The 16922-nt window shown below is 52.7% G+C and carries 13 protein-coding genes, 1 tRNA gene and 1 riboswitch; of the genes, 12 read left to right on the top strand and 2 right to left on the bottom strand.

The window, feature by feature from the left end; all coding sequences use genetic code 11:
• Positions 1-66: 66 nt before the first annotated feature.
• The 3 genes from BMX00_RS00080 to BMX00_RS00090 are packed head-to-tail and all read left to right on the top strand — an operon-like array spanning position 67 to position 3130.
• Positions 67-1206 carry a glycosyltransferase family 4 protein gene (locus tag BMX00_RS00080; protein ID WP_090825560.1) on the top strand — a complete coding sequence of 380 codons (1140 nt, stop codon included), beginning with the start codon at positions 67-69 and terminating at the stop codon, positions 1204-1206.
• A gap of 5 nt (positions 1207-1211) precedes the next feature.
• A complete protein-coding gene (locus BMX00_RS00085) occupies positions 1212-2381 on the top strand; it encodes a glycosyltransferase family 4 protein (protein ID WP_090825563.1) in 1170 nt (389 codons plus the stop codon).
• Positions 2375-3130 (top strand): WecB/TagA/CpsF family glycosyltransferase, encoded by a 756-nt coding sequence (locus BMX00_RS00090; RefSeq protein ID WP_090825566.1) that lies wholly within the window; start codon positions 2375-2377, stop codon positions 3128-3130. Before BMX00_RS00085 ends, BMX00_RS00090 begins: the two co-directional genes overlap by 7 nt.
• 87 nt (positions 3131-3217) lie before the next feature.
• Here the strand turns inward: BMX00_RS00090 and BMX00_RS00095 are convergent, their stop codons facing one another.
• Positions 3218-6364: a right-handed parallel beta-helix repeat-containing protein gene (locus BMX00_RS00095; RefSeq protein WP_090825569.1), complete on the bottom strand. Its 3147-nt coding sequence runs from the start codon at positions 6362-6364 to the stop codon at positions 3218-3220.
• Between the two features lie 468 nt (positions 6365-6832).
• A riboswitch (cyclic di-GMP riboswitch) is annotated at positions 6833-6919 on the bottom strand.
• A gap of 204 nt (positions 6920-7123) precedes the next feature.
• Here BMX00_RS00095 and wecB point away from each other — a divergent pair.
• The 4 genes from wecB (at position 7124) to BMX00_RS00125 (ending at position 12193) form a co-directional block, all read left to right on the top strand.
• Positions 7124-8275 (top strand): non-hydrolyzing UDP-N-acetylglucosamine 2-epimerase, encoded by a 1152-nt coding sequence (gene wecB / locus BMX00_RS00110; RefSeq protein WP_090825578.1) that lies wholly within the window; start codon positions 7124-7126, stop codon positions 8273-8275.
• A 110-nt stretch (positions 8276-8385) separates the two neighbouring features.
• Entirely contained in the window at positions 8386-9417 is a 1032-nt protein-coding gene (galE, locus tag BMX00_RS00115; protein WP_090825580.1) for a UDP-glucose 4-epimerase GalE, read from the top strand.
• Positions 9418-9549: 132 nt separating this feature from the next.
• Entirely contained in the window at positions 9550-11001 is a 1452-nt protein-coding gene (locus tag BMX00_RS00120) for a mannose-1-phosphate guanylyltransferase/mannose-6-phosphate isomerase (protein WP_090825583.1), read from the top strand.
• Between the two features lie 643 nt (positions 11002-11644).
• Positions 11645-12193 carry a PEP-CTERM sorting domain-containing protein gene (locus BMX00_RS00125; RefSeq protein ID WP_245727453.1) on the top strand — a complete coding sequence of 183 codons (549 nt, stop codon included), beginning with the start codon at positions 11645-11647 and terminating at the stop codon, positions 12191-12193.
• A 256-nt stretch (positions 12194-12449) separates the two neighbouring features.
• Here the strand turns inward: BMX00_RS00125 and BMX00_RS00130 are convergent.
• Positions 12450-12526, bottom strand: a tRNA-Val gene (locus BMX00_RS00130).
• A gap of 129 nt (positions 12527-12655) precedes the next feature.
• Between BMX00_RS00130 and BMX00_RS00135 the strand changes: the two genes are divergently transcribed.
• The 5 genes from BMX00_RS00135 to rfbC are packed head-to-tail and all read left to right on the top strand — an operon-like array spanning position 12656 to position 16866.
• Positions 12656-13387 carry a pseudouridine synthase gene (locus tag BMX00_RS00135; protein WP_090825589.1) on the top strand — a complete coding sequence of 244 codons (732 nt, stop codon included), beginning with the start codon at positions 12656-12658 and terminating at the stop codon, positions 13385-13387.
• A gap of 48 nt (positions 13388-13435) precedes the next feature.
• Entirely contained in the window at positions 13436-14518 is a 1083-nt protein-coding gene (gene rfbB, locus BMX00_RS00140; RefSeq protein WP_090825592.1) for a dTDP-glucose 4,6-dehydratase, read from the top strand.
• On the top strand, positions 14515-15426 hold the full coding sequence (rfbD, locus tag BMX00_RS00145; RefSeq protein ID WP_090825595.1) for a dTDP-4-dehydrorhamnose reductase: 912 nt from the start codon (positions 14515-14517) through the stop codon (positions 15424-15426). Before rfbB ends, rfbD begins: the two co-directional genes overlap by 4 nt.
• Complete coding sequence (gene rfbA / locus BMX00_RS00150; RefSeq protein WP_090825598.1) at positions 15413-16318, top strand: glucose-1-phosphate thymidylyltransferase RfbA; 906 nt, start codon at positions 15413-15415, stop codon at positions 16316-16318. The genes rfbD and rfbA overlap by 14 nt, the downstream gene beginning before the upstream one ends.
• On the top strand, positions 16315-16866 hold the full coding sequence (gene rfbC, locus BMX00_RS00155; protein ID WP_090825601.1) for a dTDP-4-dehydrorhamnose 3,5-epimerase: 552 nt from the start codon (positions 16315-16317) through the stop codon (positions 16864-16866). The genes rfbA and rfbC overlap by 4 nt, the downstream gene beginning before the upstream one ends.
• Positions 16867-16922: the final 56 nt, after the last annotated feature.

Genomic DNA, 16922 nt, shown 5'->3' on the forward strand with positions numbered 1-16922 from the left:
GAAAAATATCTGGGCTTGCGTGCATGTATTCTCACGAACATCTCAATGCGTTCACAAGGGCAATAAATGCCTGAGATAGCAAAGCCAAAAATACTTATCGTGCAGCGCCGCCTGACGCATTATAGGCTGCCATTCTTTGACACCTTGAGACACCAACTCAGCGAACGCGGTTACTCTCTGCAATTGGCGTTTGGGACGCCTACCATGACAGAAATTGATAAGGGCGATACCGGCCATCTACCTTGGGGCACCTGTCTGGAAACAAGCTACTTCATGGGTGGAAAACTTTGCTGGCAACCATTTGGTAAATTGCTCGAAGGTGCGTCTATGGTTGTGATGGCAGCAGAAAACAAGTTACTTTATAACCTCGTCGTACAAATGCTTCGTTGTGATCTGCATGTAGCGCTTTGGGGGCATGGCGGGAATCTCCAGGGAAATCCCTACAGTTGGCGGGAGCGTTTCAAGCGTGTGGCAGCTCGACAGGCGGACTGGTGGTTTGGCTATACCGAAATGAGCGTGCCGCTGATCGAAAGAAGTGGCTTTCCTCACAATCGGATTACCGTGGTGAACAACTCCGTCGACACTGCAGAGCTCGCGGCACAGCGTTTTGCGGTGAAAGCGGAAGTACTTGTTGGCATGAAGCAGAAACTGGCCCTGGACGGTAGTCGTGTCGGCATTTTCGTAGGCTCCCTATATTCCGAAAAACGTATCGGTTTCATGCTCGAGGCGGCAAGGGAAATACGGCGGCGTGTACCTGACTTCGAATTTCTAATAATTGGTGATGGAGCGCAGAAGGAGCTAATAAAACAGTTTTGTGCGACGAACTGCTGGGCGCACTATCTCGGCATGCGGAAAGGCCAGGACAAAGTTAATGCCATCGCGCTGTCACAGGTAATGATCAATCCCGGGGCTGTTGGCTTGGGCATCCTAGATGCCTTTGTCTGCGGCGTGCCAATCATTACGACCGACTGCGGCATGCATGGGCCGGAGATTGCTTATTTGGTCAGCGGCCAGAATGGCTTAATGACATCGAATACACTGGAGGATTACGTTTCAGCAGTGGTTACCCTTCTGCAGGATGACGCCCGATTAGATCGGCTCAAAGAAGGGTGTGGGGAGAGTGCATTGCGATACACCGTCGAGAATATGTCATGTAATTTCGCTGATGGAGTGCAACGCTGTCTTGCAGCCCCACTCTACAGATGACGTAGATGAGCGAACGCATACTTATTGTCCATAACGCCTATCAGCAGAGGGGTGGCGAGGACGTGGTTGTCGAGGCGGAGGCGGAGTTGCTCCGCCAGCACGGTCATCAAGTCGAGCTTTTCCTTCGGCACAACAGCGCGATCGGCAATATCGGGCGTGCCGCGCTCATCGCTCAAACCTTATGGTCTGCTCCGACGGTGAAGGCATTCGATGCGGTCGTTCGGGCGTTTAAACCGGATTTGGTACATGTGCATAATACCTTTCCACTGATTTCCCCCTCGCTTTACTGGGCGGCGGCAGAGGCAAGGGTGCCGGTTGTACAGACCCTTCATAATTTTCGATTACTTTGCCCGCAAGCCATGTTTCTTCGGAATGGGCGCATTTGCGAGGATTGCTTGGGCCATCCGCCGTGGCGCAGCGTGATACACCGCTGTTACCGCAATTCGGTTACGCAGTCGGCCGTATTGGCTACCACGCTCGCTATGCACCGAGGACTCAATACCTGGCATAGAAAAGTCACGCGCTACATCGCGTTGAACGAGTTCTGTCGCAACAAATTCATTGAGGGTGGCCTGCCAGCGGAGCGGATAGTTGTAAAACCCAACTTTGTTGATGCCGGCGATTCTGTGCGGGGCGACCGATCCGGCTTTTTATTTGTCGGGCGGTTGTCCGTTGAAAAAGGTGTGGACGTGCTGGCTCGCGCTGCATCCCGGCTGACGGATGTGCATATACGTGTGGTGGGAGCGGGATCCGAGCACGCTACTCTAAGGGACGTGCCCGGCGTCGAGTTGCTCGGAACCTTGCCTGGCGCACAGGTTCGAGAGCAAATGCAGCAGGCGACGGCACTTGTGTTTCCCAGTATTTGTTACGAGACATTCGGATTGGTCGCTGTCGAGGCTTTTGCAAGTGGGACACCTGTCATTGCGAGCAGGATCGGGACCCTCCCTAATCTGGTGGAGGAAGATGTAACAGGTTTGCTGTTTAGTCCCGGTGATGCGGCAGATCTAGCCAACAAGATGCGTTGGGCGCAATTAAATCCAGAGCAAATGGCGGCGATGGGCAGTACCGCACGCGCGTGCTATGAAACAAAATATGCTGCCGCGCGCAATTATCATGAGTTAATGGCGATTTACCGCGATGCGATCGAAGAAGTAAAAGGAAAACAGCAATGTTGAAAAGAACGACCGTGGCCGTGCTGACGGCACCTATAGACGTGCTTACCTGGGACATCGTGCTGTCGCATATTCTCGCATGGGCCGAGCGCGGCGAAAGCCGATACGTATGTATCTGCAATGTCCATTCTTGCGTCACTGCCAAACAGGATCCGGACTTTGGCCGGGTTCTGGCAGATGCTGACATCGCCACTCCGGATGGGGCGCCTATTGCCTGGATGCTGCGAAAGATGGGATTTCCCGATCAGCGACGTATCAACGGACCTGATTTAATGTGGCGATATTGTGAGCAAGCCGCTGCCCACGGTGAGTCGATCTATCTGTACGGCGGCCTGCCGGAAACGCTAAGCATATTACAACTCCGGCTCAAGAAAGCTTTTCCTGGTCTGCGCATCGCCGGGACCTGGTCGCCCCCATTCCGCGCGTTAACCGAGGAAGAGGATGAAGCTGACGTTGCGCGCATAAACGCCTCCGGCGCCGGAACTGTCTGGGTGAGTCTGGGTTGTCCCAAACAGGAAAAATGGATGGCAGCGCACCGGGGTCGTGTTCAGGCGGTAATGATCGGCGTGGGTGCCGCCTTCGACTATCATGCTGGAACGATTACCCGTGCACCGATGTGGATGCAGAATGCAGGGCTTGAATGGCTGCACCGTCTGCTCAGCGAGCCACGAAGGCTCTGGCGGCGCTATCTCGTAACAAATAGTCTTTTCGTTGTGCTTGCCGCTCGTCAGTTATTTCTCGGGCGGCACTAGACTGGTTTCTCTCAAGAGCGTCACTGCATTTTAAGCGGCTGTTCGATATAGCATAAGTCAAGTTACGCACAAACAGCCGCTTCATTTTTATTGTCTTCCTGGTACCTGTGTTACGGCACAGCCGGAAGCATTGACCTGATCAGTTGTGAGAGTATTGGCGCATAAGTCTTGACTGTCTGCAATGCCATCGCCATCGCTGTCGCGTGTAGTTTGATTGATCGTATAGATCGAAACCGCACCCAGCGGTGGTAGGTCAACTGGCCAGCTCACCGGGGTGCCTTCTGGAAACACATAATATTGATTGCAATATTCAGGTGCAGTTTCCTGGTCCGGGCATTCGTAGGATTGTGGGGCACGACCCCGATTGGTGATAAGTTGTGTGCGCAGCGTATTTTCGACGGGAAGGAGCGGGACAATCTCCACATTGGCGACCCAGAGGGTCTGGCCGGGAAGAATGTTCTCAAAATCCATCCGGGCGCCGAGGTCACCGGTTGTCGGGTCGCCTGCATTGACCGTCTTCGCAGCAGTAAAGACAAAAGAGTAGCGCCTCCATTCAGTGCTACCGGCGAAACCTTCGGAAGCGGCCATCAAGCGCTCATAAAGCGGAGTTGGGCCGCCGCGACGAACAACTGGCGCGATGAAATTCCCATTGATATTCGTCCTGGCGTCGAAGCTGACGCGGTAGACATGACCAGATTCGACCGAAAAGTTTGGAGTAGATAGGAGAGTCTCGCTCGCACCCGCGGTGACCCGTAGGCATGGACCAAAAGAGCAGGTTTCGTAGGTTCTCGTTGAAAAAGGCGCCGTTTCGTTCCAGGATGACCATCCGCCCGTGCCATTCGTCAATCCGCCGTTGGGAACAATGTTGTTCCCCCCCGCTAGATAGGGGGCGTAGCCCTCCTGGACGAGCTGCGAAGATCCGGCATCTTGTTGTAAACGTGTTTGCTGATTTGAAGCACCGATCCATTCAGCCAGAGTATATGCGAGATTAAGCCCCGGCCAGGATTCGCTGACCACCCTTTTACTGAACAAAGCAGAATAGTGATTCTCTGAAAGTACACCGAAGTGGGTCAGGCTTCCAATCAGCCCCTCAATGGCAACAGAAGGGGCTGCCGAGGTTGGAACGAAACGGTTTCGGAATACCTTGTTATCATGAAGATCTCCCGTTGACGCCAACTTATTCGTATTTTCCTGAAACCAGAGCTGGCTGTTGCGGTTGCCGTGTAGCAGATTGCCATTGATCTGGTTAGCGTAGGCGTTGTGCACCTGTATGCCATGGTCGGCCCATGCTACCGTGTTATTTTCAACTACGGTATTGGTGGCCAGATCATCAAGGTAAATACCGATGGCATGAGTGCGGATATTGGGACCGAGTCCGTCAACATTGCCGCTGACTCGTTCAACCAGGTTGGACGCAATGCGCGTGCTTGGCGAGGAGTAGTTAACATAAATCCCGCCACAATCGTTCATCTGAAGGCAGCTGTTCAACACCGCATTGCTTTCAATAACCCCGTTTGCGACAACCCATTCTGCTTGCGTCCATATCCCAAAGGTGGAGGAAGTGTTGACACGATTGTCTATGATATTGGCGAATGCACCTGTATGAATCGCGCTATAAGTCGTGGCAGGGAGACTCCATATGCGATCGCCAGCGACAGTAACCCCGCTTTGATTAATGTCATTCTTTTCCACGCGGATAATTGTCGAGCCTGGGGCCGAAATGGCGTCGCCTCCGGTCTGCCAAATACGGTTTGAGGTGATTATGATGTTCTGGGCCTTGGCGGCAAGTATGCCCTCCCGTACTGTGTTTGCAACACTTGCGGAATTCAAGGTGATGTTCTGGGTATTTGTCAGATCGATACCCACACTGGTATACCGGACGTCTATCCCTTCTATGGTGATATTAGACTGTCCCGAGAGGTCAACACCTTTTTCCAATACGCTCAGGCGAATCTGATTAGAGGGAGTGTTGCTGTCAGGCGCCCAGGCATAAGCAGACCCGGTGCTCGAATCGTAGAGCCATTCGCCAGGCGAATCCAGCATGCCTAGCTCACCAAGCACGAAATAGCCCTGTCCACTTTGAATTTGATAGCGTGTAACAGGGTCGAAATAAAGGCGATTGCCCTCGACCTTGGTGATGGTTACGTCGTCGAGGTGCCATGGAGCGGTGCGGATCCGAAGCCGGTTGCCTGCTTTGAGCGTGGTTCCGGCGGGTAGCTTGAGCATAGAATCAATATCGAGGTAATTGCTTCCCATTACGCCTATATTATTGCGGACGGCGTTGCTATTTGCGGGAGTTGTTGCATAAACGGAAGTTGGTCGCGTAGCATCGTGGCCGCGATTGGGGTGATAGGCGGGCAGTAAAGGCAAATCGCCAACCCATGCGCCCAACGGCTTGGCAAAAACAGATGTGAGGTTTGCACCCTTGAAATGATACGTCATCCCCGCAGGACCGTCTTCAATGTCGAGTCTGGCGTTGGTTAAGGAATAACGCGGGGTGAAGGCAATATTTATTTTTTGCCAGGTGCCGGTTCCCGTTATCCATTGCACAGCAGAAATTGGCTCATAGGGCGGACTACCCCGTCTGACCAATGCCTTGATCTTATTCCCTGCGGGAATTCGCAATGAAATTCCACCACTATAGGCAATACCTCCATCAATCATAAACTCATTACTTATGAGAATGCTGCCGCCTGGCTTCGTGCTACTCGTAAAGGCGGCGCATCCATCCGATGAATCGGGACAGTTGGGTTCATAAACAAGTTTCTGATCCGCCGAAGCAGACCAGGAGGTCCAGCCTGTCACGCCTGAGGCAAGCGAGCCATTCTGAAACTTCTGCACAGGCCACACAGTCCTGTATATGGCATTGCTGTGGACAACCCAGCTATGTGCGTCGACGCTCTGGCTTCCGTCTATAGACGGCGGAACGCCGCACGTGGGAGATGTCGGTCGAATAGTGATAGGGCTGTCGGAAGTGCCGGAGTTCTTGAGGCGAAGTGTTTGAGTCCATTTGCTCCCGCATTGAAGTTGAATGATATCCCCGGGTGCAAGCTGCGCGCCAGCAAGCCGGTCCAGACTCTGCCAGGGCCCATCGGAGCCGCTTGTGCCGGCCTGAAGTTTACCGGACCACCCGTCATTGCCGAGCTTAGAGTCAATGTAATAGGTCGTTGCGTAAACATGTTGCTGGACGAGGGATAATGCGACAATAATGAAAGCTCTTGTAGAAAAATTCACGGAGTTATCCTTTCTGAATGATAATAAGAAGAGTGTGCGGCGACCGCCGGTAGGCCACCTCGCTAGGCAGGTGGAAATTGATACGACCCGCCATGCGGCATAGCATGACTTTCAGTCTGATATCGAACATATGGAAAGATAAGCGCTGGAGCACATCTTCGAGGATGTGCTCCAGAACAGAAGTGATGCAGCTCGTCCCCCCAACTCGACGATAAAATTTGAATTCCAGGTGTTCGAGGGAAACGGCCTCTGCGAGCAATGGCCGCAAAACGGGTTGGCTGAAGAAGAGAAGACATATGTTGAGATCTGCTTGCGATTTTCACGTTCAGTTCCTTTTTGTGGCAGGCAGGCGGAACTGACGAGACGCCACATCGAACAGAGCAATTCGGGGATAGGGCAAACATAAATAAGCCGCCATCTTCCGTTTGCTCAGTAGAGCATCACAAGAGGTCGTGATGAGTAGCGTTATCTGGCAGTCCTGCCGTCCTGGGGCTAGTGCCCGGTAGACCGATGACTTTGCGTCCCTCGCTTTCGCGAGGTATGCCTTTGCAGATATTAAATACTGTGCAGCCTTTATTGATGAGAACAGACGAACTATATCAAATCATCTCCCATTTTGAACCGCAAAAAAGGCGGGAAAATGGGGCTGTATCCTTGGATTTGTTTTTTGTTACAAATGGAGAAACCTATTTTGACATTTCTGATATAGGTTTCTACTTTTAAAAATCCTTGCTCAATCAAAGATTTCGAGTAAAAAAGATGGAAAAAATCTACCTCGTTGCGGGAGCTCGGCCAAACTTTATGAAAATTGCCCCGATCGTGCGCGCCTTGCAAGCCCATGGAGGCCTGGAATTCAAAATCATCCATACGGGGCAGCACTACGATCGCGAGATGAATGACGTATTTTTCGAGGAGCTGGGCATCCCCCAGCCGGATGTTTTCATGGGGGCCGGTGGAGGCAGTCATTCGCAACAGACGGGTAAAATCATGGTGGCTTTTGAGGAATTATGCCAGGCTGGGCGGCCTGATGCTGTGCTGGTGGTCGGTGACGTGAACTCCACGCTGGCTTGCTCGATAGCTGCCAGGAAGCTGAACATTCCTGTGGCGCATGTGGAAGCGGGATTACGCAGCGGTGACATGACCATGCCGGAAGAGGTTAACCGCGTGGTTACTGACAGTATTACGGACTGGTTTTTTGTGACTGAGCCCAGCGGCATTGCCCACTTAAAGCGGGAGGGCAAAAAGGATGCCGCGATATATTATGTCGGACACGTGATGGTCGATAATCTGCTGTATCAGGCGCAGAAGCTGGCCGACTCGGACACTTCCCGATTCGAAACCAGTAAAATCAAAGCGGCGCATCAAATTAACGGGGGTCGCTATGGAGTAATTACCCTACATCGGCCGAGCAATGTAGATAGCATAGACGTCATGGCGCGTGTCTGCGGCGCGCTCAGACAGATCGCGGCCGAGTTGCCCATGATTTTTCCAGCGCATCCGCGCACCCGGAACAGCCTTGTCCGGTTCGGCATTGATCTTGGACCTAATGTTACGCTGATAGGCCCGCAGGCCTACATGAGCTTCCTTGATCTTTGGAAAGATGCTGCTGTGGTGCTGACCGACAGTGGAGGGTTACAGGAAGAAACCACCGCGTTGGGCATTCCATGCATCACCATCCGCGACAATACCGAACGGCCTGTTACGGTGGAGGAAGGCTCCAATGTGTTGGCGGGAACGGACCCGGTACGGATCATCGCCGAGGTTCGCAAGGTGCTTCGGGGCGAAGGCAAGCGCGGTCGCCGCCCGCATTTATGGGATGGTAAGGCGGCGCAGCGCATCGTAGAAATCCTCGCAGCGGAGCTTGCGCGGGATACGCCGGAAAAAAAAGGCTTTGAAGAGCCTTTCCATTAGCGGCATGATAGAGGACGTGATTATAAGAACACTCTTGATCCTGAGACGCGGCAAAAGACCGCCGCCGAATTGCTGAGTTTCTTGTTTTTCTTTAACTTGAGCAGACAACGATGATTCTTGTCACTGGCGGAGCGGGTTATATTGGTTCACATACCTGCGTGGAATTGCTGAACGCAGGCCTTGACGTCACTGTTTTCGACAATTTTTGCAATAGTCATCCTGAGGCATTGCGCCGGGTGGAACGCATTACCGGCAAAAAAATCAACCTGATTCGCGGCGATAACCGCGATCGTGCCGCACTGATAGCAGCCCTGTATGAGAGCGGCGCTAGTGCCGTGATTCACTTTGCCGGGCTCAAGGCGGTCGGCGAGTCGGTAAAGCAGCCTCTCGCTTATTACGATAATAATGTTGTGGGGACCATTCGGCTACTGGAGGCAATGGGTGAATGCGGAGTAAAAATCCTGATATTTAGCTCTTCCGCTACGGTTTATGGCGATCCCAAATGGTTGCCGCTGACTGAGGATCATCCTCTGGCTGCCACAAATCCATATGGACGCAGCAAGCTGATGGTTGAGGAAATTTTGCGTGATTTTTACCACAGCGATTCTTCCTGGCGTATCGGTATCCTGCGTTACTTCAATCCGGTAGGAGCCCATCCCAGCGGGTTGATCGGCGAGGACCCGCAGGGTATTCCCAATAATTTGATGCCATTTATAGCCCAGGTAGCGGTAGGGAAGCGCGAGTTTCTCAATGTATGGGGAGACGATTATCCTACTGCGGACGGTACCGGCGTACGGGATTATATACATGTGGTGGATCTGGCGCTGGGACATCTCAAGGCACTGGAAACGTTAAATGGTCCAGATCGCGCGATTCCACGCGGGTGCCTGACGGTGAATCTCGGCACGGGCACGGGCTACAGCGTGCTGGACATGATACGGGCTTTTGAACAGGTGAGCGGCAGACCCGTGCCTTATAAAATCGCTGCCCGGCGTCCAGGCGATATCGCTTCCTGCTATGCCGACCCTAAACTTGCGCGCGACTTGCTGGGGTGGCGGGCGGAGCGTGGGCTGGAAGAAATGTGCCGGGATACTTGGCGCTGGCAAAGCGCCAATCCCGAAGGGTACGGAAACGAAGTTTGACCGATACCGCGGGGCCGGCTCTGGCCAATCGCAGTGATCACCGAGTCAGAGAAGTAAAAGTCAGAGAAGTAAACCGTAATTTTTCGCAGCAGCATACGTGACCGAAATACCCTCTCTTATCGGAAATCTCAGATGGAATCACTAATTCCGGTCGTGCTCTCCGGAGGTTCAGGCACACGCCTCTGGCCTCTCTCACGCGAAAAGTATCCCAAGCAGCTATTGCCGCTCATTGGAGAAGATTCATTATTACAGACCACGGTTCGGCGTATGAAAGGGTTTCCCGGCATAAAGGTCGATGCCCCGCTGATTGTTTGCAATGAAGAATACCGTTTCATAATCGCCGAGCAGTTACGCTTGATGGAAATCAAGGGCAGCATCCTGCTTGAGCCCGCTGGGCGCAACACCGCACCAGCCCTCACGCTGGCGGCGATGGCCGCGGTGCGTGAGGGAGACGATCCGATCTTGTTGGTAATGCCGGCGGATCATGTCATTATGGATATAACAAGTTTTCAGTCAGCGGTACAGCAAGGCGTTCCGCTTGCAGCGGAAGGCGCAGTGATTACGTTTGGCATTACGCCAGATTCAGCCGAAACGGGTTATGGCTACATTCAGGCTGGTGAACCGATGGGAGACAATGGTGTTTGCCGGATAGCGCGTTTTGTGGAAAAGCCGGATGTCGCTACAGCCCAGCGTTATGTGGATTCCGGCTCTTATTTTTGGAATAGCGGCTTATTCATGATGCGTGCCTCGGTTTGGCTCTCGGCCATTGGCACATGCCGCCGCGATATCCTGGCGGCTTGCCGTGTTGCCTGGGATCATGGTTCGGTTGATGGCGACTTCTTACGTGTGAATAAAGAAGAGTTTACCCGCTGCCCTAGCGATTCGATTGATTACGCCGTGATGGAGCACATCACTGCCGACAACAACTCATTGCCGACAGGGGTATTGATTCCGCTCTCGGCCGGCTGGTCTGATGTGGGTGCATGGGATTCGCTTTGGGATGTATTGCCGAAAGATCAACAGGGCAATGTGCTGCAAGGCGATGTGCTGCTCCACGAATGCCGCAACACGCTGGTGCTGTCGGAACACCGGCTCGTTGCATGCGTGGGATTGGAAGATATGGTAGTGGTTGAAACGCCTGATGCCATCCTGGTCGCTCATATGAGTGAGACCCAGCACGTGAAAAAAGTTGTCGACAGTCTCAAGAGTCAGGGTCGGCCTGAGGGGGAGCTGCATCGCAAGGTATTTCGTCCGTGGGGATGGTATGACGGCGTCGACTCGGGCGAACGTTTTCAGGTAAAACGTATTGTTGTCAAGCCGGGCGCGGCCCTGTCATTGCAAATGCACCATCACCGCGCAGAACACTGGATTGTCGTGCGCGGCACGGCACAGGTGACGCGGGGCGACGCAAGTTACCTGGTATCGGAAAACGAGTCTACGTTTATCCCGCTCGGCACCCGCCACCGTTTGGAAAACCCGGGCTGCGTCCCGCTTGAAATGATCGAAGTGCAGTCGGGCTCCTATCTCGGCGAAGATGATATTGTGCGTTTTGAAGATATTTACGGACGAAAAGAACACCAATAGAAACTTACCTGTCGTGTGCCAATCATCCCTTTTAAGGTAGGGTTGCGATCTCTCTGCATCGGAGAGTTTAACTCGTTGCTAATACAGGACTCCTGATGCGGACTAATCGTCCAATCGGAATTCTGATCCCCTCTACTCCGAGGTGACAGTACTGCCAAGAAGAAGCAGCTACTAGTCCACTCGGTCTATTGATCTCCTTCCCATTCAGGGTAATCTGTTAACCATCGGGTTTAAATTTTTGGACTCGGTGTTTCAAGTACATGCTTATCAAATATGTACTTAAGAGGTCGCAAATCAATTAATCCTGTAATACTCGGTGTAAATGCTTCTCAGCAATGGCGTCTGTCGGGTCAAGCAGAAGCCCGATGTGATGATCAGCGATATGTCGGGCAAGGATGACGGACCTCAGCTCATTTGCGAAGTGGGAAGTCTTCATATGTATACCAGCTAATCAACATTAGAGGTGAAAAACATGAACATGAACCTAAAGGATATGAAGTTTGGGGGTAAATTACTACCAGTTGTGGTAGCTCTATTAGGCTGCCTTGCAAGCACGGCCCCGGCGAGCGCAGCAGATGCGCCACCGCCAACAACACCGCCAACAGCGCTAATACCGCCAATACCCTTAAGCGCAGCAGAGGATGTGTTAACAATCAATGATGGAAAAGGGACGCAAATCAGCTTCACAGCCTCGAACCAGGGACAGGAGTTTTTCACCACTCCCACGGCTGGTGTAGCCCCCGCAGGCTTCACAGGCAGGACGGTGTTCTTGATAGGGGCATACGATGAAGCAAGTGTTGGTTCAAATCTAACATCGCTCGGCGGATTCAATCTGCCTAGTAATTGGAATGTTAGCGACGCGTTGACCATCCGCCCCTCCTCAGACGGCAAGCTCGACGTCTCCTTCATATCGGACGGAGCGAGCGCAGCAGAAGCAAGAAGCTTTCCAGTCTGGAATTCCGCCACCGGCGGGATGATAACCAGCGCGGGCGACCTGAGCGGCACGGGAGGTCCATTATTTATCGGCGAGACAGGCGGACAGCAAGACTTGAGTAGCGTTTTTGGCTTGGCGCCGGGCAGCATCACGGTTATGTCCGCAGTACCTGAACCCGAAACTTATGCCATGCTATTGGCTGGTCTGGGTTTGATGGGTGCGGTTGTTCGCCGTCGGGGTAGTCGCAAGATGTCCTGAGTCGGGCTATCGGCACGCAGTAACGGTGCCGGATTCGCAGCAAACGGTCTCTCAGGAGGCCGTTTTTTTATTGAACATTACCGTTTTACTTCTGCTATCTGATGCGATCCAGCTCTACGCGGAGCTCCAATGAAAAACATCGCCGGGAGCGCGGCGCTTTTAGAAAAAAGGGTATAAAAAGGGGGTATAACAAAACCGGGTAAACAAAACTGGGTAAACAAAACTTAAAACTTACACCCCATCTTCTCCTGCCTCCTGGTAGGCGCGATTGGACTCGAACCAACGACCCCCACCATGTCAAGGTGGTGCTCTAACCAGCTGAGCTACGCGCCTGGAAGAATTGAATTTTATCTGAAACGGGACGAGGGTTCAAATTATAATGGCGAATTCCGGCAGTGATCAGTTTCGGTTAACAACTTAATAGCGGCCGATCACAAAGCCGCGCAACAATTCTACGAGTGAATGGAAAAAATCCGGCTATCCAAGCTCATGTCTCAGCAGGGGCTATGTTCCCGCAGAGAAGCCGACATTTATATTGAAAGGGGTTGGGTGTACGTCGACGGTGAGCGGATCACGGAATTGGGCACAAAGGTTTATCCCTCACAAAAAATAAAGCTTAATAATATGGCGCAAGCGCAGCAGGCGCGCCACATCACAATATTGCTGAACAAGCCCGTCGGCTATGTATCAGGTCAACCGGAACCCGGCTATAAGCCAGCGATCAGCCTGCTTAATCAAGGATCCCGCTTCCACGGCGATCAAATGCCCCTACAGTTCAGTCCGATGCATTTGAAAGATTTAGCTCCGGCGGGACGGCTGGATATCGATTCATGGGGACTGATCGTATTTACCCAGGATGGGCGTATCGCCAAGCAATTGATTGGCGTGCAATCCGGTGTTGAGAAAGAATATCTGGTGCGGGTGGAGGGAATGCTATCCAAACATGCGCTGGACCTTCTGAACCATGGACTGACCCTGGATGGGGAAGCATTAAAACCGGCCAAAGTGGTCCGGCAAAATCAGGACCAATTGCGCTTCATTTTACGCGAAGGGAAGAAACGGCAAATCCGTAGAATGTGTGAACTGGTGGGATTGAAAGTTACAGGATTAAAGCGTGTCCGCATCGGTAGGATAAAATTGGGTGAACTGCCGTTGGGCAAATGGCGCTACTTGATGAACGACGAAGGGTTTTAACGGAAGGTTTCAAGTATACGGCGTTGCTGACATACAGAGGAAAAATCAATGATTTTGGTGACAGGAGGCGCCGGATTCATCGGCGCTAATTTTGTGCGGGATTGGTTGGGCCGGTTTGACGAAGCAATTATCAACCTCGACATATTAACGTACGCGGGGAATCCGGAAAATCTATCTACGCTGGCTGAAGATGAGCGTTATATTTTTATAAAAGGCGATATCGGCAACTTCAGCCTGGTGACCGATTTACTCCGGCAGTATCGGCCTCGGGCCGTCATTAATTTTGCCGCCGAAAGTCATGTTGACCGTTCCATTCATGGCCCGGAAGATTTCATCCAGACCAATATAGTGGGGACTTTTCGGCTTCTGGAAGCAGTTCGAAGTCATTGGAACAGCCTGGATGGAAAAGAAAAACGGGATTTTCGCTTCCTCCACGTTTCAACTGACGAGGTTTATGGCTCGCTGGCGAGGGACGAGCCTGCTTTCAATGAAGCCCATGGTTATGAACCGAACAGTCCCTATTCGGCGAGCAAGGCAGCCAGCGACCATCTGGTGCGTGCTTATCATCATACTTATGGCTTGCCTGTTTTAACCACGAACTGCTCTAACAATTACGGTCCCTACCAATTTCCGGAAAAGCTCATCCCGCTTATAATCGTCAACGCTCTTGCCAGCCAGCCGTTGCCGGTGTACGGCGATGGCCAACAGATTCGCGACTGGCTATATGTGAAGGATCACTGCAATGCTATTTGTCGCGTGCTGGAAGGAGGCCTGCCGGGGCAGACCTATAATATCGGCGGATGGAACGAGAAACCCAACATCGATATTGTGCATACAATTTGCAAATTGCTGGATGCGCTTCGCCCCGCAGGTGACGGATCATATAGCGCCAGATCCTATAGCGACCTGATTAAATTCGTTGCCGATCGTCCCGGCCACGACCGCCGCTATGCAATTGATGCGAGCAAGATTGAGCGGGAACTGGGCTGGAAACCCACTGAAACTTTCGAGACAGGCATCCTCAAGACCGTGCGATGGTACCTGGACAACCCCGCCTGGGTCGCCAATGTAAGATCGGGCGCCTATCGAACTTGGGTAGAGAAAAATTACAGTGAACGGACCGCCTTATGAAAATCCTGCTGTTCGGCAAAAATGGTCAGGTTGGCTGGGAGCTACAGCGCAGCCTTTCACCTTTGGGCGAACTGGTATCACCGGACTTTGACAGTGGTGGACTATGCGGCGATTTCACCCGCCTGGACGGGATTGCAGAAACCGTTCGCAGGGTAGCTCCCGATGTGATCGTGAATGCCGCTGCCCATACTGCGGTGGACAAAGCTGAAAGCGAGCCGGAGCACGTCCGAATCATCAATGCCCAGGCTCCCGCTGCATTGGCTTCCGAAGCGGCAAAGCTGGGCGCCTGGTTGGTTCACTACTCTACCGATTATGTATTTGACGGCAGTGGAGCTAAACCGTGGACCGAGACAGATCCTACGGGACCTTTGAGCGTGTATGGTGCAACCAAGCTGGAAGGCGAGGATGCGATAATATCTTCCGGCTGCCGCCATCTGACCTTTCGTACCAGTTGGATTTTTGCAGCACGTGGAGAAAATTTTGCAAAAAAAATGCTGCGTCTGGCCCGGCAACACGATCACCTTACGGTTATCGATGACCAGGTCGGCGCACCCACAGGGGCCGATCTGCTGGCGGATGTCACGGCTCACGCCGTTCGTACAGCGCTAAAACAACCTCATATGGCAGGGCTTTACCATGTTGCTGCGGCAGGGGAAACCTCGTGGTGCGGTTATGCGCGGTTTATATTGGACTTCGCTCGGCAAGCTGGAATCAGGCTCAAGGCGACACCGGAAGACATTGCCCCGGTGCCAACCAGTGCATTTCCTTCCCCTGCCAGACGACCGAAAAACTCGCGCCTGAGCACCAGGAAACTGGAGAAAGCCTTCGATTTAAAGCTGCCCCCCTGGCAAACTGGCGTCACACGCATGCTTACCGAAATTCTCGAGAATCAATATGACCCAGCGTAAAGGCATCATTCTTGCCGGCGGCTCCGGCACCCGGCTTTATCCCGTGACAAAGGCTGTCTCAAAACAACTGTTGCCCATTTACGATAAGCCGATGATTTATTATCCGTTGAGCACGCTTATGCTGGCGGGTATACGCGACATACTAATTATCTCTACCCCTCAAGATACACCGCGTTTTGAACAACTTCTGGGTGATGGAAGTGAATGGGGATTAAATCTTCAGTACGCTGTCCAACCCAGCCCGGATGGGTTGGCCCATGCCTTTACCATCGGCAGGAGTTTTATCGGGAATAGTCCCAGTGCCCTGGTGCTGGGCGATAATATCTTCTATGGCCACGATCTGCATCTGCAACTCCGCCGCGCCATGGCGAAGCGGGAGGGAGCGACCATATTCGCATACCATGTGCAGGACCCCGAGCGTTATGGGGTGGTCGCCTTTGACATTCATGACCGCGTCACATCGCTAGAGGAGAAACCTGTACAGCCCAAGAGCAACTATGCCGTAACTGGCCTGTACTTTTACGATAATCAAGTGGTCGATATTGCCGCAAACCTCAAGCCGTCTGCGCGGGGCGAGTTGGAAATTACCGATGTCAACCGCACGTACCTGGAACACGGCCAACTCAGCGTCGAAATCATGGGTCGTGGTTATGCGTGGCTGGATACCGGTACTCACGAAAGCCTCATAGAAGCCAGCAACTTTATTGAGACCATCGAACATCGGCAAGGCCTCAAAGTTGCTTGCCCTGAAGAGATCGCCTACCGTCAGGGTTTTATCACTACCGCACAGCTGGAGAGGCTGGCTCAGCCATTATCAAAGAATGGCTATGGTCAATACCTGTTGCGCTTGCTAAAGGAACAACTGCTTGCTAGGGGAACAACTGATTTATGAAAGCGATCCCTACCTCAATCCCTGAAGTTCTGATCATCGAGCCCAGGGTCTTCGGCGACAGCCGGGGATTCTTCTTCGAAAGCTTCAATCAGAAGGATTTTCACCGGGCTACCGGGCTTGACGTCAGCTTCGTGCAAGACAACCATAGCCGCTCGGTCAAGGGTGTGTTACGGGGACTGCATTACCAGATTCGTAAACCCCAGGGCAAGCTGGTGAGGGTGGCGCGGGGTGCCGTATTTGATGTATCGGTGGATATTCGCAAGTCTTCCCCAAATTTTGGCCGCTGGGTCGGGGTGGAGTTAACCGAAGACAATCATCGTCAATTATGGGTGCCGCCGGGATTCGCCCATGGCTTTTATGTGCTGAGTGATAGTGCCGACTTCCTGTATAAAACGACGGATTACTATAGCTCTGATTTCGAGCGCAGCCTTTTATGGAATGATGCCCGGATTGGCATTTTGTGGCCAGTTGATACCGGGACGCAACCTATTATCTCCCTGAAAGACGCACAGGCTGCAAGCCTGGCTGATGCAGAGGTTTTTGCATAACCCCCGGAATTCCCAAGCTGCGGCGCTTTTCGGAAGCCGGACATAAACAGATGCAT

Origin of the sequence: Nitrosovibrio tenuis, from assembly GCF_900109785.1 — a bacterium.
Classification (GTDB): Bacteria; Pseudomonadota; Gammaproteobacteria; order Burkholderiales; family Nitrosomonadaceae; genus Nitrosospira; species Nitrosospira tenuis_A.

What these genes read in the sequence shown, in the direction of transcription:
- rfbC (WP_090825601.1), top strand. Translation starts at nt 16,315, where the DNA reads ATGAAAGCGATCCCTACCTCAATCCCTGAAGTTCTGATCATCGAGCCC.
- galE (WP_090825580.1), top strand. Translation starts at nt 8,386, where the DNA reads ATGATTCTTGTCACTGGCGGAGCGGGTTATATTGGTTCACATACCTGC.
- BMX00_RS00135 (WP_090825589.1), top strand. Translation starts at nt 12,656, where the DNA reads ATGGAAAAAATCCGGCTATCCAAGCTCATGTCTCAGCAGGGGCTATGT.
- wecB (WP_090825578.1), top strand. Translation starts at nt 7,124, where the DNA reads ATGGAAAAAATCTACCTCGTTGCGGGAGCTCGGCCAAACTTTATGAAA.
- rfbD (WP_090825595.1), top strand. Translation starts at nt 14,515, where the DNA reads ATGAAAATCCTGCTGTTCGGCAAAAATGGTCAGGTTGGCTGGGAGCTA.
- BMX00_RS00080 (WP_090825560.1), top strand. Translation starts at nt 67, where the DNA reads ATGCCTGAGATAGCAAAGCCAAAAATACTTATCGTGCAGCGCCGCCTG.
- rfbA (WP_090825598.1), top strand. Translation starts at nt 15,413, where the DNA reads ATGACCCAGCGTAAAGGCATCATTCTTGCCGGCGGCTCCGGCACCCGG.
- BMX00_RS00085 (WP_090825563.1), top strand. Translation starts at nt 1,212, where the DNA reads ATGAGCGAACGCATACTTATTGTCCATAACGCCTATCAGCAGAGGGGT.
- BMX00_RS00090 (WP_090825566.1), top strand. Translation starts at nt 2,375, where the DNA reads ATGTTGAAAAGAACGACCGTGGCCGTGCTGACGGCACCTATAGACGTG.
- BMX00_RS00120 (WP_090825583.1), top strand. Translation starts at nt 9,550, where the DNA reads ATGGAATCACTAATTCCGGTCGTGCTCTCCGGAGGTTCAGGCACACGC.
- rfbB (WP_090825592.1), top strand. Translation starts at nt 13,436, where the DNA reads ATGATTTTGGTGACAGGAGGCGCCGGATTCATCGGCGCTAATTTTGTG.